Origin of the sequence: Halomonas fontilapidosi (genome assembly GCF_014192285.1) — a bacterium.
In the GTDB taxonomy this organism is placed as follows: domain Bacteria; phylum Pseudomonadota; class Gammaproteobacteria; order Pseudomonadales; family Halomonadaceae; genus Halomonas; species Halomonas fontilapidosi.
In genome coordinates this window covers 13,378-34,872 of sequence record NZ_JACHXQ010000002.1, presented here as the reverse complement: position 1 = coordinate 34,872, position 21,495 = coordinate 13,378, and the positions used below count along the sequence as shown (strand labels likewise).

The following is a 21,495-nucleotide window of genomic DNA, read 5'->3' as shown; positions in this document are numbered from 1 at the left end:
CGACGAGACCGATGCCGTTACACCGGGCGGCTTCCCGATCAGTGATACCAGCGACACCGCGATTCTCACCCTCGACACTATCGACTTCGGTGCCGATGGTGCGGCGGCCAGCAACGATACCGTCTATGGTCTCGAACTGAGCGGCGATGGCACGACCAGTCTGGCCACGGCCCAGGGCGACTACCCGATCAGCCTGGTGGAAACCAACGCCACCACCCTCACCGGCCAGTACGTGGACGGTGCCGGTGTCACCCAGACCGCTTTCACTGTGGCGATCAATGCCAACGGCACGCTGACGGTGACTCAGGAAACCGCCCTTGAGCATCAGGATCCCAACGACGACAACGACACCCTCGATCTGTCCGGTCTGATCACCGCCACGGTGGAAGTGACGGATGCCGACGGTGATACCGACAGCGACAGTGTCGAGATCGGCGGGGCGGTGACCTTCATTGATGATGGTCCGACCATCAGCGCTGCCGATGACTCGACTACCTTCAATTACCAAGGTTATGCGGCCACCGGGCAACTCAATTTCAATGCCGGTGCAGATGACCTGGGAGAGTTGGTTTTCCGCGGGTTTGTTAATGGTAATCAGGGCGTCCTGTCAGATGGCACCCTGATGACCGCTGGCGGGCAGCCTGTCTACTGGTTTGGCGAAGGGACAGACACCCTGGACGGCAGGTTGGATGATCAAAACGGAGATATGGTTTTCTCTGCATCACTAAATGATGATGGTAGCTATACCTTCACGACCTACGAGAGTATTGACTCTGTCAGCACCTTTGAGGTCATCGATATTGGTAGCTTGGGTATTAGTGGGGGGAATGCGGGGGGCTTCGTAGTGGGTTCCAGTACGCCTGATGATGACTTTGATGACATCCTTATAACTGCTGTACAGCCAGGCGGTACGGTCAACACTTCTGCTGATGATATCGGTACTGGCAACCAGTGGGTTGATTCTTCGGATGGAGTTCGTTTCGAATTCGTTACTAATATACAAGCTGATGCCACCTTTGATGAGCATCGATTGGTCACTGGCGCCAATGTCAGTTTGGCAAGCGTTAAAGGCGGCGATACTCAGACAGACGTTCTACTGGCTATTTATGATCAAGGAGGAACGAATACCTTGCTCACGTCTGAGCAAGAAGTCCTTGATACGGTGAGTGCCATCAGGTACACGTCGGGCAGTACGAGTATCACGCTGAACGGAGCCGGCGAGATTGAGACAGCATTTGATAACGGAGTTATCGGATTCGCACAAGATTATTCTGCGAATGGAACGCTCGTTTCGGGCTTGGTGGTATATGGCGTTGATGAAGCTACCTCAGTCGGTATTACTGCATCCACGGCGTTTGATACCATTGATATCGTCAATTTCGATGCGCCTTCTTTCTCGATAAATGGTATTGACGGTGCGGCTATTACCAATGAGCCAGTTGATGTAGGGTTGAGTTATGCGGTCATTGACGGGGATGGCGATGAGTCAGATTCGGAAGAATTCAATATCACTCTCAACCCCGTTATCGAAGGAACCATCGGTAATGATACCTTGCTCGGTACCGAATTCGACGAATTGATCATCGGCGGTGCTGGTGACGATGATCTGACCGGTGGCCTTGGTGCCGACACCTTCGCTTGGAATCTCAGCGACAAGGGCACTTCTACTGAGCCTGCCAATGACACTGTCATGGATTTCACCCTGGGTGTGTTTGGTACTAATGCTGATGCGGATAAGCTAGATCTCAGTGACCTTCTTCAAGATGCGGATTTTGCCACCGAAAATATTAACGAATACATTGTCGCTGAAACTTCGGGAAACGATACGATTTTGCATATCAAGCACGATGGAAACATCAGTGGAGATGGTAGTGATGCCGATCAGGCAATCCTTATGAAGGGTGTTGATATGGGCGGTGATACTTCTCCTGCCTTCATTCAATCTCTTATCGACGACGGTCAGCTCGACATCGAGTAAACTTTCACTAACTCCAAACAGACGCCCGGCATCGCCGGGCGTTTTTCTATCAGTGTCTTATGCAACCATCCCCATCTGTTCTACCATGTCGGCAGGAAGTGATCATCCGCAGAGGTTTATATGTACATAAAACGCGACGACGAAGGCCGCATCGAACTGGTCAGCCGCGATGAGACACCGGAGTGTCAAGAGTACCTGTCGGCCGATTCCGAGGAGCTGCTGGCCTTTCTGATGGAAGGCGAGAAGGCCAGGGGGCAGGCGCCTTTCCAGGCGTCGGACCTAGCATTCGTACGGGTGCTGGAAGACGTGATCGAGCTGCTGATGGACAAGGGCGTGATCAGCTTCACCGACTTGCCGGAACCGGCTCAGGAGAAGGTGATGGAGCGCCAGTCACTGCGTCGTCGGCTCAACGGACTGCAACTGATGTCTGGCAGCGACGAGGGAAGCGGGGTGATCTAGCACGTTGTAACCGGACGGGAGAGGACGGCACGGGCCGGCATCTTTCAGGATGCCGGCCCGTGTCATGTTCAGCCCGCGGGCTTGTCATGCTGCCGTATGCCGGGGCCGGTGGCGCCATCCAGGCCCAGTTCGTAGAGTATCCGGGCCTCTGCCAGGTTCTGGATTCCCTCGCCGATGGCCAGTATCCCCAGTGAATGGCAGAGCGTGGCCATGCCGCGCAGGATGGTCTGTTGTTCGGCGCTCTGGTCGACCTCCTGGACCAGCGTCCTGTCGATCTTGAGGTAGGCCAGGCCTAGGTCCTGCAGGTCTGCGATGCGCGTGAATTCGGCGCCCACGTGCTCTAGGCCGATCCGACAGCCGAGCGGTTGCAGGGCACGGCACAGGCTGCGGAAGCTGGCCAGGTCATGAATGGCCAGGGATTCTGGGATTTCCAGCCAGAGGCGCTGGGCGACATCGGGCCGGGCCCTGAGTCGCGCCTGGAGTTCCATGACGAAGCGGGCATCCTGTATCGAGGCGGCCGACAGGTTGATGCCCAGCGGCTTGCCATGCTGGGTGATATCGCGCACGGCCTCGTCGATTACCGCCAGGTCGAGTTGGCCATCGAGCTCGAGCCTTGAGACCCACGGCATGAACACGCCGGCCGGTTGCCATTCGCTGTTCAGGCGTAACCGCGAGGGGCTCTCGAAGTGCAGGAGCCCGCCCTTGTCGTCCAGTACCGGATAATGGGCCAGGTAAACCCCCTTGGCCATGGCCTCCTGAAGGGCGCGACGCCATTCGCCATGGCTGGTGAACAGGCTGCGGCGTTGGGGGCCTTGGGCGATGACCAGGCTGTGGTCGCCGCGGGTCTCGGCGGCCGCGAGGGCGCCATCTAGGCTCGCCAGCAGACCGCCTCGCTGATCGCCCTGGGCATAGTCGATCAGCGAAGCGGGCAGGCCGAGCGGCACCTGGCCCTGCTCCCTCAGCGAGGCGAGGCGCTTGCCGAGTTCATGCTGAAGCTGTTCCAGGTCATGAACACCGGGCAGTAGCAGGACGAAGTCGCTGCCGTTGAGGCGGCCCACGACGCCACCGCCGAGGACCTTGCCGAACTGGTCCAGGCTGCTGGCCAGCGCATGCAGCAGCGCATCGGTCTCACCGTGGCCGAGTTGCTCGTTGATGTCAGCCAGGCGAGCGAGGCGCACCAGGGCGAGGGTGCCACTGGCTCGAGAATCCTGGCTCTCCAGGTGGATCTGCAGCTGGGCGAGGAAGGCCTCACGCTTGAGGACACCGGTTACGCCATCGTGCTGGAGCCGTCGGCGCAGCTGGTCGAGCTTCTCGCTCTCCTCGCCAAGCATGTCCCTGACGGCGGCGGAGAGCTGGTTCATCGCCACGACCACTTCGCGCAGTTCGCGTGTGCGCGGGGCGGGGATGGTGGTGAAACGCCGCTCGCCAATGTGCAGGGCCTGTTCGACGACGTTGCGCAGCGGGCGCCGAATGGTCCGCACGAGCCACCCGCCAAGTATCAGGCTAAGGACGGCCGCCAGGGCGAACCAGCCGACCAGTTCCAGGCTACTGCGCCACAGTGAGCGATAGGCATAGCTATGCTGACTCTCCAGGGTGAGGGTGCCAAACTGTCGCCAGCCGTCCTGGACGACGGCCTGGCTGGGCGGCACCTCGAAGCGCACCAGGTCGACAAACCAGGCCGGCACGTCCTCGATGGCCTCGCCGGCTTGGCGCTGCTCGATGATCTCGCCCTGTGGGTCGCGCAGCTCTATCCGCCGGTAGTGGCCGGTGTCGAACTGCGCGGCCACCAGTAGTTCCAGGGTCACCGGGTCCTTGGGCATCTGGCTCATGGTCAGCGCCAGGGCGTTGGCGTTGTCGGCATTCTTGATGCGGACTTCCTGCTCGATATAGGCCCGGCTGGCGCTGACCCCGATGAACAGGCTGCCGCCGAAAGCGAGCAGCAGAATCACCACGATGGTCAGCCAGAGCTGCTTGATAAGCGACATGGCGTTGTTCTCCCTAGAGGGTGCGATACCCGAATCAGATGAATCCCTGCTCCTGCATGCGATTGATCGCGCGTCGCCAGCGTGACAGGCGTGCTACGGGATCGGCGCGTGACTGGGTGGAGCCGCCGGCCCACAGGCCGCTGCTGTTGAAGCTGAACAGCGGATCCAGGTCATCGCGAAGCGAGCCGCGGGTGATCGAGGGCTGCAAGTTGTCGAGCACCAGCGGATCGGCCGCCGGGCTCTCGTAATAGCCCAGCACCATGTGCGCCTGGGTGATGCTGCTGCGACCGATGCGCGCCTTGACGTAGATCATGCGCAGCTCATCGCCCGGCACCCCCAGTTCCTTGAGGGTGATGTACTTGGCAATGGAAAAGTCCTCACAGTCCCCCTGACCACGACCCAAGGTCTCCAGCGGTGTGGCCCAGTAGTCTTCCTGGCCCCAGATGGCGATATCATCCAGCCAGCGGATACGTCGGTTGAAGAAGTCATTGACCTCGCGAAGGCGGGTCGACAGGTCGGCCGGGCGTAGCCGTTCAAGCAGCGCGAACCAGGCGTCGAGACTTGCCAGCCCCTTCTGGCCATACAGGGCCTGCATGCTCCGGCGCAGGCGTTCCGGCGCGAGATTGGCACCCACATCCGCGGGGCGAAGCCCCAGGCCAATGGCCAGCGACAGACTGCCGAGCCCCGCCAGAAAACGGCGGCGCCCGGGCGACGCGAGTGTCCGGGGGAGAGGCGTTGGCATAGTCGGGCCTGAATGAGCGTTGTCTCAAGTCTAGGGGGCGTAGATGCCTAATGCGAGGGGCTGATGCGCATGGTACCGAGTGGTTCAGCCCTTGCCGGGGCCCAGCCAGACCCGCAGTCGTCCTATCCAGTCGAGCGTCCGGGCGGCCTCGCGCAGCTCACCCGCGGCGCCTTCCAGGGTTTGACCCTCTGGCAGTGCATTGACGTAGAACGAGACGTCCACCTGGTTATCCAGATAATGAAGATCCAGTGCGACGCGGGCATGCCAGATGGATAGCTCGCGCCAAGCACCATCGAGGAGCTCGACCACGTCGCTGCGCAGGGGCAGGCCGGGGCGCAGGCTGTGCTCGAGTTCGCCCGAGTCGTCCTCGGGGTCGATGTGGAAGGTCACGTCGGCGAGTTCGGGAGAGGCCTCGCGAAGGCGGCGGCTCACCTCGTTACCGATCTCGTGCGCCTCGGAGACGGTCACCCGCGGCGGCACCACGACGTGCAGGTCGAGGACCACCTCGCTGCCCAGCTTGCGGGTTCTGAGGTCATGGACCCCGTTGACGTGGGGGACGCGTTCGGCGATGTCTCGCATGTGCTCGCGCTGGGCACGAGGCAGTGCCGTATCAATGAGCTCCTGGCTGGATTCCCACAGCAGCCGTCCGCCAACCTGCCCGACCATCAGGCCGACCACGATGGCGGCTACCGCGTCCATCCAACCCACACCGAACTGCGCCGCCACCAGGCCGACCAGCACCACCACGGTGGAGAGGGCATCAGAGCGCGAGTGCCAGGCGTTTGCCTCGAGCAGTCGTGACTTGACCCGCCGGGCCACGCGTAGGGTGTAGCGGAAGATCCACTCCTTGGCGAGCAGCGCCGCCACGGCGACGCCGATCGCCCAAGGCCCCGGGGCAGGTACCGCTGCGCCGCCCACCAAGCGCGCGATGCTGGCCCAGGCGATGCCCCCGGCGACGAAGATCAGTACGCTGCCCAGCCACAGAGTGGCCAGCGTTTCGATGCGGCCATGGCCGTAAGGATGGTTGCTGTCGGGCTCCTGACGGCCGAAATGGGTGGCCGCGACGACGAACAGGTCGGTGAGGATGTCCGAGAAGGAGTGGATGCCATCAGCCACCAACGCCGCAGAGCCCACCATGACGCCGGCGACCATCTTGGCCACGCCGACCACGCCGTCGATAGCGGCACCGATCAGCGTGACCTTGTGGGCCTCGCGGGTCTGGGCGGCGCGATCAACGGCCGGTTGCTGCGAGCTTCTCGCCGGGGCGTCGAGGTCGGAGCTTTCTTGCGTCGTGCCCCTCTCTACCCTCTTCCTCTTGCTCAACGGCAGCGTCCCGCCTTGTTGAGCACCGGGTTGGCGTACTGGGTCAGCCACCAGTGGCGAAGCTCGCCGGGCACCTCCTGCAATCGCAGCTGGAAGCGGGCGCGGTCGGCGTCGCTGACCTCGCTCATGTCGAGCAGCTCCGGGGCCTCGCCCAGGGCTTCCAGGGCCAGGTAGTGACTGGGAAAGAGGTGATAGCCGGCGAGCACCTGGCGATCGATCTCGGCGGCCGCGGCATCGGGGTCGTCGAACGCCGCCGTGAGCGGGGTGCCGAAGGTGAGCTGCACCCGGCCCTTGTGGCCGGTGATGCCGGCGACGATAGAGCTGATGTCCTCGAATTCGCTCTTCTCGTAGTTGCCGCTGGTCTGCATGGCATGCAGCTCCCGGGCCTTCTGCAGGTCGCAGGGGTCGTACTCGTAGCTGATCGACACCGGCACCAGGCGCAACTCGGCGATGGCCTCGCCGATGCTGGCGCCGCGTTCCCGGCCGCGCCGCGCCATGGTCAGCATCTTGATGATCGCTGGGTCGGTGCGATCGATACCGTTCTTGGCGCGCCCTTCGCGCTGGGCCATCCAGATGGAGTGGTTGTCCTCGAGGATGGAGTGGCGAATATAGGCGGAGAGATTCTGGTAGGCGGCCAGCATGGCGCGCTTGCCGCGGGCGCTGCGCGGCACGATGAAGCTCTTGTTGAGACGCATCAGGTCGTTGACGTAGGGCTTCTTGAGCAAATTGTCGCCAATGGCGATGCGCACGGTGTCTCGCCCGGCCAGATAGAGGGCATAGTTGACGAAGGCCGGGTCGAGCGAGATGTCACGATGGTTGCCGATGAACAGATAGGCGGTGTCCGGGGCCAGGGAATCAAGGCCCTCGACCCGGAAGGTATCGGTGGAGGTCCGGATCATGCGCTGCATGTAGCTGGCGATGCGCATCTGAAAGTCGTGCACCCCGGTCACGTCGCGCACCTCACGGCGAATGGCGAAACTGGCCAGGATGCGCGACAGACGCGGCATGAAACGGCTGAGCCGCGGCAGTCGATAGCGGGTCAGGGCATCGAGCAGCTCGGGGTCATGGGCCAGGCGCGCGAGGACGTCGGCCACCTCGTCGTCCTGGTAGGGACGAATCTCGGCCCAGGGATCGGATGCAGGGGTAGGGTGAGTCGTGGTCATGGGGTCCCGGCTGTGGTCGTAGGCGATCAGGTACTGCGCGTGTCTCCGGCATGGCCGGCCTCGCCGCCCAGCCACTCGATCAAGCGTTCGATGTTCTCGGCCAGTGCCTGGGTCATCAGGATAAAGGCGGTCTCCAGGCGCACCACGGCATCATCGCCGTCGTCGGTCTGGGAGGCCTCGTCGATCAGGGCATCGTCGAAGCGCAGCGACTTGATCGCCAGATCATCATGTAGCACGAAGCTTAGTCGTCCCTCGATCGACAGTGCCAGCTTGCTGGCCTGACGACCGCTCTCCAGTAGCTGCTGGATCTCGTCGCTGTCGAGGTCAACCTGGCGGGCGCGCAGCACACCGTCGTCGCCCTTGGCCTTGAGCTCCACCTGGTCGCCGAGCACCAGATCGGCGGGGCGTGAACCCGGATCGCCGAGCCAGGTGGTCATGGCGCGCATGGGCAGCGTCTGGCTGGCCAGCGGGGTCACCTTGAGACTGCCCAGGGTTTCGCGCAGCAGGTCCAGGAGCTCCTCGGCCCGCTTGCGGGAGCTGGCATTGACCGCAATCAGCCCGCGGCGGCTGTCCCACCAGAGGTCGACCTTCTGGCTGCGCACGAAGGCGCGGGGCAGCAGCTCCTCGTAGACCTGCTCCTTGATCGCCAGCTTCTCTTGGCGGCGCAGCTTGCGGCCCTCGCTGGCCTCGATCGCCTCGCTGCGCTCCTCGACCTCCTCACGGACCACCGAGGCGGGCAGGATGCGTTCCTGGCGCAGGGCGGTCATCAGGCGCTGGCCCTGCAACTCGTGCAGCAGCTGCGTGCCGGCACGGCCGGCCGGCGCGGACCAGCCCAGGCGACGCGCCTCGCTGCCGCCGAGAGGGCGGAAGGCCTGCTCGTCCAGCGCGGTTTCCAGGCTGGCGGCGTCCAGCTCTGGCGCGTCGTGCAGGCGGTAGAGATGCAAGTGCTTGAACCACATGGAGCATTTCCCGAGAGAAAAGGGGCACATTATGGCCAAAGGGCGCCTCTGGTGCCAGCGCATGCGCCGGCAGGTTGGACAATCATATTCAAACTCTTGTTTGAATGTCGGCTCGTGCCCTGACTAGAATCGATGCTTTACCCGCACAGGAGCTTGCCAGCATGGATTCCCGTATCTCTCGCACCACCCTGCGCGTCAGGGGCTATCACCTGGATGGTTATGGCCATGTGAACAATGCCCGCTACCTGGAATTCCTGGAGGAGGGGCGCTGGGCGTATTTTGATGATCGCCCCGGGCTGGCCGCGTTCCTCACCAAGGGAGATGTGGCCTTCGTCGCGGTCAATCTCAATATCGACTACCGTCGCGCCGCGGTAGCCGGCGACGACCTGGAGGTGCTGACGCGGCTCGCCGAGGTTGGGTCGCGGCGTGCGCGCATGCACCAGGAGGTTCGCCAGGTACGAGACGGCAAGACGGTGGCCAGCGCCGATATCACCTTCGTGCTGCTTGACGTGGCGGCCCATCGGGCCATCGAGATCAGCGGCGAGATCCGCGAGGCCATGACGGCGCTGGTCCTGCCTTAGCGCTCCTTGCATAGCTCCCTTTGCCCGGCCCGGGATGGTATGATGTCAGGCTGATATTGCGCGCCATAACTCGGCCACGTGACGCGCCAACCTGTTGCAGTGCAAAGGATTCGACGACCCATGGGTGACATCGCCAGAGAGATTCTGCCAGTCAATATCGAGGACGAACTCAAGCAGTCGTACCTCGATTACGCGATGAGCGTGATCATCGGCCGTGCGCTGCCCGACGTGCGCGATGGCCTCAAGCCGGTGCACCGGCGCGTGCTGTTCGCCATGCACGAACTCGGCAACGACTGGAACAAGCCGTACAAGAAGTCAGCCCGCGTGGTGGGCGATGTCATCGGTAAGTACCACCCCCACGGCGACAGCGCCGTCTACGACACCATCGTGCGCATGGCCCAGGACTTCTCGATGCGCCACGTGCTGGTCGACGGCCAGGGCAACTTCGGCTCCATCGACGGCGACAATGCCGCCGCCATGCGTTACACCGAGGTACGCATGGCCCGGTTGGCCCACGAGCTGCTGGCCGATCTGGAAAAGGACACCGTCGACTGGGTCGACAACTACGACGGCACCGAGCGCATCCCCGAGGTGTTGCCCACCAAGGTGCCCAACCTGCTGATCAATGGCTCCTCGGGCATCGCTGTGGGCATGGCGACCAACATCCCGCCGCACAACATGGGCGAGATCATCAACGCCTGCCTGGCGCTGATCGATGACTATACCCTCAGCGTCGACGACTTGATGGAGCACGTGCCCGGCCCCGATTTCCCCACCGGCGGCATCATCAACGGCCGCGCCGGTATCCTCGAGGCCTATCGCACCGGGCGCGGGCGCATCTACGTGCGGGCCTGCCACACCATCGAGCATGACGACAAGACCGGGCGCGATCACATCATCGTCAACGAGCTTCCCTACCAGGTGAACAAGGCGCGTCTGATCGAGAAGATCGCCGAGCTGGTCAAGGAGAAGAAGATCGATGGCATCGCCGAGCTGCGCGATGAGTCCGACAAGGATGGCCTGCGGGTGGTCATCGAGGTCAAGCGCGGCGAGTCCGGCGAGGTGGTGGTCAACAACCTCTTCGCCCAGACGCAGCTGCAGACCGTCTTCGGCATCAACATGGTGGCCATCGACAATGGCCAGCCGAAGATCCTCAACCTCAAGGAGATCCTCGAGGCGTTCATTCGCCACCGCCGCGAGGTAGTCACCCGCCGCACGCTCTTCGAACTCAAGAAGGCCCGTGAACGCGGTCATATCCTCGAGGGCCTGGCCGTCGCCATCTCCAACATCGACGAGGTGATCGAGCTGATCAAGGCCTCGCCGAACGCCAGCGAGGCCAAGGAGAAGCTGCTGGCCCAGTCCTGGCAGCCGGGGCAGGTCACCGGCATGCTCGAGCGTGCCGGGGCCACGTCCTGCAAGCCCGAGGACCTCGAGGAAGGCTTTGGCCTCAACCAGACCGGCCGCGAGTATCGCCTGTCGCCGGCCCAGGCCCAGGCGATCCTCGAACTGCGCCTGCACCGCCTGACCGGGCTCGAGACCGAGAAGCTGCTCGACGAGTATCTGTCGATCCTCGAGAAGATTGCCGAGCTGACGGCCATCCTGGCCTCGGCGGAGCGACTGCTCGAGGTGATCCGCGAGGAACTGATCGCCGTGCGCGACCAGTTCGGCAACCCGCGCAAGACCGAGATCCAGGCCAGCCATCTGGACCTGCGCCTCGAGGACCTGATCGCCGAGGAGGACATGGTGGTCACCGTGTCTCGCACCGGCTACGCCAAGACCCAGCCGCTCTCCGACTATCAGGCCCAGCGCCGCGGTGGTCGCGGCAAGTCGGCCACGGCGATGAAGGACGCCGATGTCATCGAGCACCTGCTGGTGGCCTCCACCCACGACACCGTGCTGCTGTTCTCCAACCGCGGCAAGGTCTACTGGCTCAAGGTCTACGAGATTCCCGCGGCCAGCCGCGGTTCGCGGGGCAAGCCGCTGGTGAACCTGTTGCCGTTGGACGAGGGCGAGGCGATCAACGCCATCCTGCCGGTGCGCGACTACGATTCGCAGAGCTACATCTTCTTCGCCACCGCCCGCGGCACCGTCAAGCGCACCAGCCTCGAGCAGTTCTCACGGCCGCGCAGCGTGGGCCTGATCGCCATCGACCTCGAGGAGAACGACCGCCTGGTGGGGGCCGCCATCACTACAGGTGCCGATCACGTGATGCTGCTCTCCTCCAACGGCAAGGCGATCCGCTTCGAGGAGTCGGATGTGCGTGCCATGGGTCGCACCGCGCGCGGTGTGCGCGGCATGCGCCTGCTCGGGGAGGCCGAGGTGATCAGCCTGATCATCCCGCAGAGCCAGCAGATCGATGCCGAGGCCGGCTTTGATGGAAGGGCGGAGAGTGAGTCCGAGGCCGAGGCCGAGGAGGGCGCGAGCGTCGAGGCCGGCAACGGGGGGCAGATCACCATCCTTACCGCCAGCGAGAACGGCTACGGCAAGCGCTCTCGCCTCGAGGAGTTTCCGCTGCGCGGTCGTGGTGGCCAGGGCGTGATTGCCATGCAGACCAGCGAGCGTAACGGCGCGCTGGTGGCGGCCATGCAGGTCTACTCCTCGGATGAGATGATGCTGATCACCGATCGCGGCACCCTGGTGCGGACGCGGGTCGATGAGGTCTCGATCAGCTCGCGCAACACTCAGGGCGTGATGCTGATTCGCCTCGGCAACGATGAAAAGCTGGTCAAGACCGTGCGTGTCGATGAGCCCGAGGACAACGGCGAGGTGGCCCTGGAGGCGCCGGCCGAGGCGGAGCACGAGAACGCTGGTGCGCCATCCGACGAGGGAACGCCGGAAGCCGGTGCGACCGGCGGTGAACCAGATCAGGAATAAGGACACGCAACGCTGATGACACGTCACTACAACTTCTGTGCCGGCCCGGCCGCGCTGCCCACGTCCGTGCTGGAGCGCGCGCGGGACGAACTGCTGGACTACCGTGGCCGCGGCCTCTCGGTCATGGAGATGAGCCATCGCGGCGAGGACTTCGTGGCCATCGCCGAGCAGGCCGAAGCCGACCTGCGCGAGCTGCTGGCGATCCCTGACAACTACCGGGTGCTGTTTACCCAGGGGGGGGCCAGCCTGCAGTTCGCCGCCGTGCCCTATAACCTGCTGGGCGCCGGCGGCCGGGCCAACTTTCTGCATACCGGCATCTGGGGCAAGAAGGCGATCAGTGAGGCGCGTCACCTGTTCGGCGATGTCCACGTGGCGGCCAGCAGCGAGGGGAACGGCCACAGTGCCGTGCCACGCCAGGAGGAGATCGTGCTCTCCGATGATGCGGCTTACCTGCACTACACCGCCAACGAGACCATCGGCGGGCTCGCCTTCGACTACATCCCCGGCAGTAACGGAGAAGGCCCCCGCCGGCCGGACGGCAGCGAGGTGCCGCTGGTCTGTGACATGTCCTCCAGCATTCTCTCGGGCCCGCTGGATGTCTCGAAGTTCGGGGTGATCTATGCCGGTGCCCAGAAGAACATCGGACCCGCCGGCCTGGTCGTGGTAATCATTCGCGACGACCTGCTGGACCGCGCACGCCATTACATGCCGACGCTCTTCAGCTATCAGGCGCTCAGCGAGGCAGGCTCGATGGTCAACACCCCGGCGACCTACAGCTGGTACCTGGCAGGACTGGTCTTCGACTGGCTGAAGCAGGACGTCGGCGGGCTGGCCGCCATGGATGCCATCAACCAGCGCAAGGCGGCCCGGCTCTATGCGGCCATCGACGGCAGCGCCCTCTATGCCAACCCGATCACGCTGCGCAACCGTTCGCGGATGAACGTGCCCTTCGTGCTTGCTGACCCCAGGCTGGATCGCCCCTTCCTGGACGAGGCCGAGGCGGCGGGGCTGCTCAACCTGAAAGGGCACCGCAGCGTGGGCGGCATGCGCGCCAGCCTCTACAATGCCGTGCCCGAAGCCGCCGTCGAGGCATTGATCGACTTCATGGCCGATTTCGAGAAACGCAGGGGATAATCCATGACCGAGCCTACCGTCAGCCTCGAGGCGCTGCGCCAGCGCATCGATGCCCTGGATAACGACATACTCCGCCTGATCAGCGAGCGAGCGGCCTGTGCGCAGCGGGTGGCCGAGATCAAGACCGACCGTGAGCCCGGTGCGCTCTTCTATCGCCCCGAGCGCGAGGCCCAGGTGCTGCGCCGGATCATGGAGCTCAACAAGGGCCCGCTGGACAGCGAGGAGATGGCGCGACTGTTCCGCGAGATCATGTCGGCCTGCCTGGCTCTGGAGCAGCCGGTCAAGGTCGCCTACCTGGGGCCTGAGGGCACCTTCACCCAGCAGGCCGCCATCAAGCACTTCGGCGAGAGCGCCATCAGCCTTCCGATGGCCGCCATCGACGAGGTGTTCCGCGAGGTGGAGGCCGGCGCCGTCAACTATGGCGTCGTTCCGGTGGAGAACTCCACCGAGGGGGTGATCAACCATACCCTCGACTCCTTCATGGACTCCGGGCTGCGCATCTGTGGAGAGGTGGTGCTGCGCATCCACCATCATCTGCTGGTGGCCGAGACAACCCGTCGTGACAAGGTCTCGCGGATCTACTCCCATCCGCAGTCCTTCGCCCAGTGCCGCAAATGGCTCGATGCGCATTTCCCCCAGGCCGAGCGGGTGCCGGTCTCCTCCAACGCCGAGGCCGCCCGCCTGGTCAAGACCGAGTGGCACAGCGCCGCCATCGCCGGCGACATGGCGGCCCAGCTTTACGGCCTCGCCAAGCTCGCCGAGAAGATCGAGGACAGACCCGACAACTCCACGCGCTTTCTGATCATCGGCAACCAGGACGTGCCCATCTCCGGTGAGGACAAGACCTCGCTGGTAGTAGCAATGCGCAACCAGCCGGGGGCTCTGCACGACCTCCTCGAGCCCTTCCATCGCCATCAGATCGACATGACGCGGCTCGAGACGCGTCCGTCGCGCACCGGCGTGTGGAACTACGTGTTCTTTATCGACTTCAAGGGGCACCGCGAGGAGCCGCGCGTCGCCGCCATGCTGGAAGAAGTTCAGCTGCGCGCCGCCGAGGTGAAAGTGCTGGGCTCCTATCCGGTGGGCGTTCTCTAGGCATGGCGTCGGCGCTGCGCGAGTCACGACTCCTGATCGTCGGGCTGGGGCTGATCGGCGGCTCGCTGGCCGCGGCCCTTCGACAGGCAGGTGTCGGTCGTCACGATCACAACGATGCCGTCGCGGGCGGGCCACTAGAGAGCACCGAGATCCTCGCTTGCGACCCGGACCCTGACGAGATCGCCCGCGGTATCGAGATGGGCCTGATCGACCGCGGCGATACGGCGCTCGAGGCATTGGTCGAGGGCGCGTCGCTGGTGGTGCTGGCCGTGCCCGTACTGGCCATGGCCGGCGTGATGGAACAGCTGGCCGCCTGCCTTGGTCGCGCCGCGCCCGATGTCGTGGTCACCGATGTGGGCAGCACCAAGGCTGCCATTCGCGAGGCGGCGGTGGCCGCCTTCGGGCGGATGCCGGCGAACCTGGTGCTCGGCCACCCGATCGCCGGCTCGGAGAAGAGCGGTGTGGCGGCCGCCGACCCCGAGCTCTACCGGCGGCACAAGGTGATCCTGACGCCCGAGCCCGATACCGACCCGGCCGCGACCGCCAGGGTGCGAACGCTCTGGGAGTGCTGCGGTGCCGAGGTGCTGGAGATGGCCGTCGAGCGCCACGACCAGGTACTGGCTCGGACCAGTCATTTGCCCCATCTGCTGGCCTTCTCGCTGGTGGACACCCTGGCCCGTCAGGATGAGCGGCTGGAGATCTTTCGCTATGCCGCCGGCGGCTTTCGCGACTTCACGCGAATCGCCGGCAGCGACCCGGTGATGTGGCGCGACATCTTTATCGCCAATCGCGATGCCGTGCTCGCCTCCCTGGATGACTTCGAGGCCGGGGTGGCCCGGCTGCGCCGCGCCGTGGAGCGCGGTGACAGCGATGCCATGCTGGCCACCTTCGACCGGGCCAGCCACGCCCGCCACTATTTCGAATCCCTGCTGAATCAGACCAGCTATCAGGCGGAGTACCAGATGCAACAACACGGCAAGCTGCGCTACCGAGTCAGTCCCGGCGGTGGCGTCACCGGACGTATCCGCGTCCCCGGCGACAAGTCGATCTCTCATCGTGCCATCATGCTCGGGGCCCTGGCCGAGGGCGTCACCGAGGTGAAAGGCTTTCTGGAGGGCGAGGACAGCCTGGCCACCCTCCAGGCGTTCCGTGAGATGGGGGTGGCCGTCGAGGGACCCCACCAGGGGCGCGTCACTGTGCATGGCGTGGGCATGCACGGCCTCAAGCCGCCGTCCGGACCACTCTATGTGGGGAATGCCGGGACCGCCATGCGCCTGTTCGCCGGGCTGTTGGCCGGCCAGGCCTTCGATACCGAGCTGACCGGTGACGTCTCGCTGACCAAGCGACCCATGGGACGGGTCGCCGACCCCTTGCGAGAGATGGGGGCCGAGATCGATACCGCCGCGGGCGGGCGTCCGCCGCTGCACCTTCACGGTGGCAAGGCGTTGAAGGGCATCACCTATGACATGCCGATGGCCAGCGCCCAGGTCAAATCCTGCCTGTTGCTCGCCGGTCTTTACGCCGAGGGCGAGACCCGCGTGCGCGAGCCGGCACCCACCCGCGATCATACCGAGCGAATGCTTCAGGGCTTCGGCTACACGGTGCACCGCGAGGGCGACACCTGCTGGCTGCAGGGCGGCGGCAGGCTCACCGCCGCGCCCATCGACGTGCCCTCGGACATCTCGTCGGCGACCTTCTTCCTGGTGGCGGCGGCAATCACGCCGGGTGCCGACCTGGTGCTTGAGCATGTCGGTATCAACCCGACCCGCATCGGCGTGATCAATATTCTCCAGCTGATGGGCGCCGACCTGCACCTCACCAACGAGCGCGAGGTCGGCGGTGAGCCGGTGGCCGATCTGCATATCCGCTACGCGCCTCTCCGGGGGATCGACATCCCCAAGGATCAGGTGCCGCTGGCGATCGACGAGTTCCCGGCGCTGTTTATCGCCGCGGCCAACGCCGAGGGCACCACGCGGCTGCGTGGCGCCGAGGAGTTGCGCGTCAAGGAGTCCGACCGGCTGCAGGCGATGGCCGATGGCCTGGCCATTCTCGGGGTCGAGCACACCCTGCGCGACGATGGCATCGACATCGTCGGCCATCCTGAAGGAGAGAGCAGCGAAGGGGCCAGCTATGGCGGCGGCCACATCGATAGCTTGGGCGATCACCGCATCGCCATGGCCTTCGCCATTGCCGCGCTGCGCGCCGGAGCCGAGATCGTCATCGACGACTGCGCCAACGTGGCCACCTCCTTCCCGGGGTTTATCGACCTGGCGCGGCGGGTCGGGCTGACCCTCGAGGAACAGCAGGAGGCGTCATGAGCGTTGTGGCACCGGTAGTCACCATCGACGGCCCGGGAGGGGCCGGCAAGGGCACCATCAGCCGCCTGGTCGCTGCACGCCTGGGCTGGCACTTGCTTGATAGCGGCGCGCTCTATCGCCTGACGGCGCTGGCCGCCGTCAAGCACGAGGTGCCCCTCGACGACGAGCCGGCCCTGGCCGACGTGGCCGCTTCGCTGGATGTGGCCTTCCTCGCCGAGGGCGCGGCCACCACCGTGCTGCTGGAGGGGCAGGACGCCACTAACGCGATCCGCACCGAGCAGGTGGGTGATGCGGCGTCGCGGGTCGCCGCGCTGCCGGCGGTGCGCCAGGCACTGCTGCAGCGCCAGCGTGACTTCCGCCAGGCCCCGGGGCTGGTCGCCGACGGGCGTGACATGGGCACCGTGGTGTTCACCGATGCGCCGCTCAAGATATTTCTCACCGCGAGCGCCGAGGAACGGGCAAGACGGCGCCACCTCCAGTTGCGGGAGGCCGGGGTGGATGCTAGTCTATCGAGTCTTCTAAAGGAGATTCAGGCGCGCGATGCCCGCGACATGCAGCGCAGCGTGGCCCCGCTCAAGCCGGCCATCGATGCCATTGTGCTTGACACCACGCGCCTGACGATACCGGAAGTGGTGGATCGGCTGACGGAATTGCTGACCGAGCGTGGTCTGGCATCCGCCACCTGACTCTCCCTTGCGGCGCCTCCGGCAGGATGTGATGACGTGGTCCGGCACTTCTTGGTTTGATAAAGCAGCGCCGTGAGCTGGGCCAGGTCGAACCAGCGCTAACATCCCCGGGGGTTTGGTAAATAAGGCCCGCACTCGCTGGTGGTGCGGAGAAGGCGGCAACGCCGTACTCAACGTTGATCACGTAGGAACATCATGAGCGAAAGCTTTGCTGAACTGTTTGAACAGTCTCTCCAAGACATCAACATGGAGCCGGGTGCCATTGTCCCGGCTACTATCGTCGACATTGACGGCGACTGGGTCACCGTCAATGCCGGCCTGAAGTCAGAAGGTCAGATCCCCGCGGCACAGTTCCGCGACGAAAACGGCGAATTGACCATCGCCGTTGGCGACGAAGTTCACGTCGCCCTGGAAGCCGTCGAGGACGGGTTCGGCGAGACACGCCTGTCCCGCGAGAAGGCCAAGCGCGCCGAAGCGTGGAAGGTGCTGGAAGCCGCCTTCGAAAAGGAAGAGATCGTCAAGGGCGTGATCAACGGCAAGGTCAAGGGCGGTTTCACCGTCGACGTCGACTCCATCCGTGCTTTCCTGCCCGGTTCCCTGGTGGATGTCCGTCCCGTGCGCGACACGACCCATCTCGAGAACAAGGAGCTCGACTTCAAGGTCATCAAGCTCGACGCCAAGCGCAACAACGTGGTCGTGTCCCGTCGTGCCGTACTCGAGGCCGAGAACAGTGCCGAGCGTGAAGCCCTGCTGGCGACCTTGCAGGAAGGTCAGCAGATCGTCGGTATCGTCAAGAACCTCACCGACTATGGTGCCTTCGTCGATCTGGGCGGCGTCGACGGCCTGCTGCACATCACCGACATGGCTTGGAAGCGCATCAAGCATCCGAGCGAGATCGTGGCCGTGGGCGACGAGATCACCGTCAAGGTGCTCAAGTTCGACCGTGAGCGCAACCGTGTCTCCTTGGGCCTGAAGCAGCTGGGCGAGGATCCGTGGGTCAACATCAAGGATCGCTACCCGGAAGGCACCAAGGTCCACGCCACGGTCACCAACCTCACCGACTACGGCTGCTTCGCCGAGCTGGAAGAGGGTGTCGAGGGCTTGGTCCACGTCTCCGAAATGGACTGGACCAACAAGAACATCCATCCGTCCAAGGTCGTGCAGGTCGGCGACGACGTGGACGTCATGGTGCTGGACATCGACGAGGAGCGTCGTCGTATCTCCCTGGGTATCAAGCAGTGCACCACCAACCCGTGGGAAGACTTCAACGCACGCTACAACAAGGGCGACCGCGTCACCGGCACCATCAAGTCGATCACCGACTTCGGCATCTTCATTGGCCTGGAAGGCGGCATCGATGGCCTGGTGCATCTGTCCGACATCTCCTGGACCGACACCGGCGAGGAAGCCGTTCGCCAGTTCAAGAAGGGCGACGAGGCGGAAGCCGTCATCCTCTCCATCGACCCGGAGCGCGAGCGCATCTCGCTGGGCATCAAGCAGCTCGATACCGACCCGGTCTCCGAATTCCTGGCCGTCAATGACAAGGGCTCCATCGTCACCGGCCGCGTGGTCGAAGTCGATGCCAAGGAAGCCCAGGTCGAGCTGGCCACTGACGTCATCGCCGTGCTCAAGGCCTCCGAGATCAGCGCCGACCGCGTCGAGGATGCCCGCAACGTGCTGAGCGAGGGCGACAGCGTCGAGGCACGCATCATCGGTGTTGATCGCAAGAATCGCCAGATCGCCCTGTCCATCAAGGCCAAGGACCAGGACGATACCCGTCAGAACCTCAAGAAGCTGCGCGAGGAGTCTCCCGAGAGCGGTGGTCCGACCACCATCGGCGATCTCATCAAGCAGCAGATGGGTCAGGACTGATAGCGCCAGGGAGCTTATCCCACAGCGCTTGTAGAGGCGCCGCCCCAAGGGGCGGCGCTTTTTTGTTGCGCCGGTATCTTGCATGACGCGAGAAGCGACTCGTCACACGGATGGCGCTTGTTTAGTCCTTCGCGAGTTTAACGCGACCAGTTGTTTGCACAGTGTGCGATTAAACGTCTTGCTGGTTGTTTGCCGAAGTCCGAATTGATGTTCAGAATGTTGCCAATGAAGTATTAAAAGGCAATAATGACGCTGCATCCTGATATCCCGATAAGGAACTATTATATGTCATCCCTGCTCAGTAACTACATGCAGATGGAGCAGCAGCTCAAGCAACTCCAGTCTGAAATGGACAAGCTGCAGAACGACGACCGTCTCAAGGCCGAGCTTGCTTTCAAGGAAAAGCTTGAGTCGCTGATGCGCGAGTACGACAAGAGTGCTGCCGACGTCATCGCACTTCTCGATCCCAAGCCCGCTGCGGCGACACGCAGCAGTGCCGCAACGCCAGCGACAGGCGGTGCTCGCCGCAAACGCAAGTTGAAGATCTATAAGAACCCCAACACCGGAGAAGTCGTGGAAACCCGTGGCGGTAACCAGAAGACGCTCAAGGCCTGGAAAGATGAGCACGGTTCCGACACCGTCGAGTCCTGGCTGGTGCGTGTCGAGGAGTAAGCCTCAGCGCGTGAAGGCATGACGCCGCCCTTTGAGGCGGCGTCATCGTGACAACCTCGGGAAGATGATTCGCCGCGGTGTTGCCCGTATAATCAGGCTTCCCCCGAGCACCGGCGATGGCTTGTTCATCCCTCTTCACGCCACGGCCTTCGCCTCGACACCACTGGAATCGAATGAAATCGCACAGCCCCCGCCCGCCCATGGATGAACGAGAGAAGTTGCGCAAGTTTCGCGAACTCGACGATGCCTTCGCCGATGCGCTACGCGAACTCGAGCGTCCCGATAGTCAGCTTGATATTCCCACCGGTCCGCCGGTCCGTTCGCTGCAGCGCCTGGAAGAGGAGGAGACGGCAGCGCCGCAGGACCAGCAGGCTCGCCAGCGTGTATTCGAAGAGCGGCTGCGGGCGCTGATGGCAGAGTATGCCCAGCCGCCCGAGAGCGTCAGCCAGCTGCTGCAGACCTTGCGGTCCCTCGGACGAATCGCCTGACATGCCCCGGCTGTGTTCTGCCTCGTCCGCATACTTCAGCGATAGCGATAGACGCGCAGGCTCGGCAGGAAGGCGGTATCCTCCAGCCGTTCGTCGCGGCGCCGCGCCCGCGTGCGGGTGGCGGGCGGATGAGAGGGTGGCAGGTTGTGGTCGGGCAGTCGGCCGTCGGGGCTAGGCACGAACAGCGGCAGGGCGATGTTCATGGCGCGCCGATGGCGGCCATCCTCGAGTGGTTCGCGATAGAAGAGGTTGGCGCGCATCAGCGGCGCCTGGCTTTGCACCTGGGCCAGCGGTTCGCCATCGGGGATGCCGGCCAGCTGCTTCAGCTGGATACGCACGTGAGGCGCCTCGCTGTCCAGGGCCAGCAGCTTCTGCTCGGCCTCGCGCACCGTCAGCCGCTTGATCGAGCGCCCGCTGGCATACCAGGCCAGTCGGACGCGAGCCACCGGGGCTTCGGCCAGCGGGATCGCCCGCCAGCACTGCTTCAGGTGCAACCGGGCAAGTCCCGTGCCGCGCAGGTGATCCTGCAGGGCCGGGTGCCTGAAGGGCAGGATCGCCTTGATCTCCGGGATCAGCGTGGGAACGTCGCGGCGGATCTCCGCGAGCAGTTCGGCGAAAGCCTTCTTGGTGGCGTTCACCCGCATAACCGCTTCCATCACTGTGTCGTTGGCCGCCACTAGCCCTACGTGGCTGCGAGTCGCACGGCCATCCTGGCCATCCTGGTACCAGACGTCGAGCAGGGCATGGCGCAGCCAATCGGCATCGGCCGCGCCATGCTCGAAGGACCAGGCCGGCGCCTCTGAGGCTTGCCAGTTCGCCACCAGGGCATCGGTCTGTTCCACCAGGCGATCGAAGTGATCCTCGAGTTCCGCCAGCAGGCGGTATTCCGGGCGCTTCCCGTCGCCGCTCACGTCGGCTCGCCATCTCGGTCGGCGCGCGCCAGCAGCTCGTCGAGGCCACTCTCGTCCATGGCGGGTTCCCCGGCGATGCGGTGGGATTCATCGGCCCAGGCACCCAGGTCGAGCAGGCGGCAGCGCTTGCTGCAGAAAGGGCGATAGGGGTTGGCCGCGTTCCACAGCACCTTCTTGCGGCACTGCGGGCAGGCGACTTCCAGCGGGCGCGTAGTGTCTTGCATGTTCATCAATGTCGTCTTCGGCAGGGTATCG

General features: G+C 64.1%; 18 protein-coding genes. 11 read left to right on the top strand and 7 right to left on the bottom strand.

Going from position 1 to position 21,495, the window contains the following annotated elements; genetic code table 11:
• Nucleotides 1-1,978: DUF5801 repeats-in-toxin domain-containing protein (locus tag FHR95_RS03730; protein ID WP_183313424.1), on the top strand; the 1,978-nt coding region annotated here is incomplete at its 5' end.
• Nucleotides 1,979-2,098: 120 nt separating this feature from the next.
• Nucleotides 2,099-2,437 carry a tryptophan synthase subunit beta like protein gene (locus FHR95_RS03725; RefSeq protein ID WP_183313423.1) on the top strand — a complete coding sequence of 113 codons (339 nt, stop codon included), beginning with the start codon at nt 2,099-2,101 and terminating at the stop codon, nt 2,435-2,437.
• 68 nt (nt 2,438-2,505) lie between these two features.
• Here the strand turns inward: FHR95_RS03725 and FHR95_RS03720 are convergent, their stop codons facing one another.
• From FHR95_RS03720 to FHR95_RS03700, 5 genes are all read right to left on the bottom strand, one after another.
• Nucleotides 2,506-4,422 carry an EAL domain-containing protein gene (locus FHR95_RS03720; RefSeq protein ID WP_183313422.1) on the bottom strand — a complete coding sequence of 639 codons (1,917 nt, stop codon included), beginning with the start codon at nt 4,420-4,422 and terminating at the stop codon, nt 2,506-2,508.
• Nucleotides 4,423-4,456: 34 nt separating this feature from the next.
• Nucleotides 4,457-5,164 (bottom strand): transglutaminase-like cysteine peptidase, encoded by a 708-nt coding sequence (locus tag FHR95_RS03715; protein WP_183313421.1) that lies wholly within the window; start codon nt 5,162-5,164, stop codon nt 4,457-4,459.
• A gap of 84 nt (nt 5,165-5,248) precedes the next feature.
• Nucleotides 5,249-6,358: a cation diffusion facilitator family transporter gene (locus FHR95_RS03710; RefSeq protein ID WP_246378386.1), complete on the bottom strand. Its 1,110-nt coding sequence runs from the start codon at nt 6,356-6,358 to the stop codon at nt 5,249-5,251.
• Nucleotides 6,359-6,483: 125 nt separating this feature from the next.
• Nucleotides 6,484-7,650, bottom strand: coding sequence for a 1-acyl-sn-glycerol-3-phosphate acyltransferase (locus tag FHR95_RS03705; RefSeq protein ID WP_183313419.1), 1,167 nt, complete (start codon nt 7,648-7,650; stop codon nt 6,484-6,486).
• Nucleotides 7,651-7,676: 26 nt separating this feature from the next.
• A complete protein-coding gene (locus FHR95_RS03700) occupies nt 7,677-8,609 on the bottom strand; it encodes a recombination-associated protein RdgC (protein ID WP_183313418.1) in 933 nt (310 codons plus the stop codon).
• Nucleotides 8,610-8,770: 161 nt separating this feature from the next.
• Here FHR95_RS03700 and FHR95_RS03695 point away from each other — a divergent pair, with 161 nt between their 5' ends.
• The 9 genes from FHR95_RS03695 to FHR95_RS03655 all read left to right on the top strand — a co-directional run bounded on the left by FHR95_RS03695 (nt 8,771) and on the right by FHR95_RS03655 (nt 20,329).
• On the top strand, nt 8,771-9,190 hold the full coding sequence (locus tag FHR95_RS03695) for an acyl-CoA thioesterase (protein WP_246378367.1): 420 nt from the start codon (nt 8,771-8,773) through the stop codon (nt 9,188-9,190).
• 120 nt (nt 9,191-9,310) lie between these two features.
• Nucleotides 9,311-12,064 carry a DNA gyrase subunit A gene (gene gyrA, locus FHR95_RS03690; RefSeq protein WP_183313416.1) on the top strand — a complete coding sequence of 918 codons (2,754 nt, stop codon included), beginning with the start codon at nt 9,311-9,313 and terminating at the stop codon, nt 12,062-12,064.
• Nucleotides 12,065-12,079: 15 nt separating this feature from the next.
• Nucleotides 12,080-13,198 (top strand): 3-phosphoserine/phosphohydroxythreonine transaminase, encoded by a 1,119-nt coding sequence (gene serC / locus FHR95_RS03685; RefSeq protein ID WP_183313415.1) that lies wholly within the window; start codon nt 12,080-12,082, stop codon nt 13,196-13,198.
• 3 nt (nt 13,199-13,201) lie between these two features.
• Nucleotides 13,202-14,293, top strand: a complete 1,092-nt coding sequence (pheA, locus tag FHR95_RS03680) for a prephenate dehydratase (RefSeq protein ID WP_040187138.1) — start codon at nt 13,202-13,204, stop codon at nt 14,291-14,293.
• Between the two features lie 2 nt (nt 14,294-14,295).
• Nucleotides 14,296-16,611 (top strand): bifunctional prephenate dehydrogenase/3-phosphoshikimate 1-carboxyvinyltransferase, encoded by a 2,316-nt coding sequence (locus FHR95_RS03675; protein WP_183313414.1) that lies wholly within the window; start codon nt 14,296-14,298, stop codon nt 16,609-16,611.
• The gene (gene cmk, locus FHR95_RS03670) at nt 16,608-17,297 is read left to right on the top strand and encodes a (d)CMP kinase (RefSeq protein ID WP_183313413.1); all 690 of its coding nucleotides are present in this window, start codon (nt 16,608-16,610) and stop codon (nt 17,295-17,297) included. Before FHR95_RS03675 ends, cmk begins: the two co-directional genes overlap by 4 nt.
• A gap of 195 nt (nt 17,298-17,492) precedes the next feature.
• Nucleotides 17,493-19,169 (top strand): 30S ribosomal protein S1, encoded by a 1,677-nt coding sequence (gene rpsA, locus FHR95_RS03665; RefSeq protein WP_040187135.1) that lies wholly within the window; start codon nt 17,493-17,495, stop codon nt 19,167-19,169.
• Nucleotides 19,170-19,454: 285 nt separating this feature from the next.
• Entirely contained in the window at nt 19,455-19,841 is a 387-nt protein-coding gene (locus tag FHR95_RS03660) for a histone-like nucleoid-structuring protein, MvaT/MvaU family (RefSeq protein WP_040187134.1), read from the top strand.
• A 218-nt stretch (nt 19,842-20,059) separates the two neighbouring features.
• On the top strand, nt 20,060-20,329 hold the full coding sequence (locus FHR95_RS03655; protein ID WP_425485259.1) for a hypothetical protein: 270 nt from the start codon (nt 20,060-20,062) through the stop codon (nt 20,327-20,329).
• A gap of 35 nt (nt 20,330-20,364) precedes the next feature.
• Here FHR95_RS03655 and FHR95_RS03650 read toward each other — a convergent pair whose 3' ends face one another.
• A complete protein-coding gene (locus FHR95_RS03650) occupies nt 20,365-21,240 on the bottom strand; it encodes a DNA replication terminus site-binding protein (RefSeq protein ID WP_040187125.1) in 876 nt (291 codons plus the stop codon).
• On the bottom strand, nt 21,237-21,464 hold the full coding sequence (gene yacG / locus FHR95_RS03645; RefSeq protein ID WP_425485268.1) for a DNA gyrase inhibitor YacG: 228 nt from the start codon (nt 21,462-21,464) through the stop codon (nt 21,237-21,239). The genes FHR95_RS03650 and yacG overlap by 4 nt, the downstream gene beginning before the upstream one ends.
• Between the last annotated feature and the right edge of the window lie 31 nt (nt 21,465-21,495).

Coding starts and splice junctions, on each gene's coding strand:
- FHR95_RS03725 (WP_183313423.1), top strand. CDS start 2,099: ATGTACATAAAACGCGACGACGAAGGCCGCATCGAACTGGTCAGCCGC.
- FHR95_RS03720 (WP_183313422.1), bottom strand. CDS start 4,422: ATGTCGCTTATCAAGCAGCTCTGGCTGACCATCGTGGTGATTCTGCTG.
- FHR95_RS03715 (WP_183313421.1), bottom strand. CDS start 5,164: ATGCCAACGCCTCTCCCCCGGACACTCGCGTCGCCCGGGCGCCGCCGT.
- FHR95_RS03705 (WP_183313419.1), bottom strand. CDS start 7,650: ATGACCACGACTCACCCTACCCCTGCATCCGATCCCTGGGCCGAGATT.
- FHR95_RS03700 (WP_183313418.1), bottom strand. CDS start 8,609: ATGTGGTTCAAGCACTTGCATCTCTACCGCCTGCACGACGCGCCAGAG.
- FHR95_RS03695 (WP_246378367.1), top strand. CDS start 8,771: ATGGATTCCCGTATCTCTCGCACCACCCTGCGCGTCAGGGGCTATCAC.
- gyrA (WP_183313416.1), top strand. CDS start 9,311: ATGGGTGACATCGCCAGAGAGATTCTGCCAGTCAATATCGAGGACGAA.
- serC (WP_183313415.1), top strand. CDS start 12,080: ATGACACGTCACTACAACTTCTGTGCCGGCCCGGCCGCGCTGCCCACG.
- pheA (WP_040187138.1), top strand. CDS start 13,202: ATGACCGAGCCTACCGTCAGCCTCGAGGCGCTGCGCCAGCGCATCGAT.
- FHR95_RS03675 (WP_183313414.1), top strand. CDS start 14,296: ATGGCGTCGGCGCTGCGCGAGTCACGACTCCTGATCGTCGGGCTGGGG.
- cmk (WP_183313413.1), top strand. CDS start 16,608: ATGAGCGTTGTGGCACCGGTAGTCACCATCGACGGCCCGGGAGGGGCC.
- rpsA (WP_040187135.1), top strand. CDS start 17,493: ATGAGCGAAAGCTTTGCTGAACTGTTTGAACAGTCTCTCCAAGACATC.
- FHR95_RS03660 (WP_040187134.1), top strand. CDS start 19,455: ATGTCATCCCTGCTCAGTAACTACATGCAGATGGAGCAGCAGCTCAAG.
- yacG (WP_425485268.1), bottom strand. CDS start 21,464: ATGCAAGACACTACGCGCCCGCTGGAAGTCGCCTGCCCGCAGTGCCGC.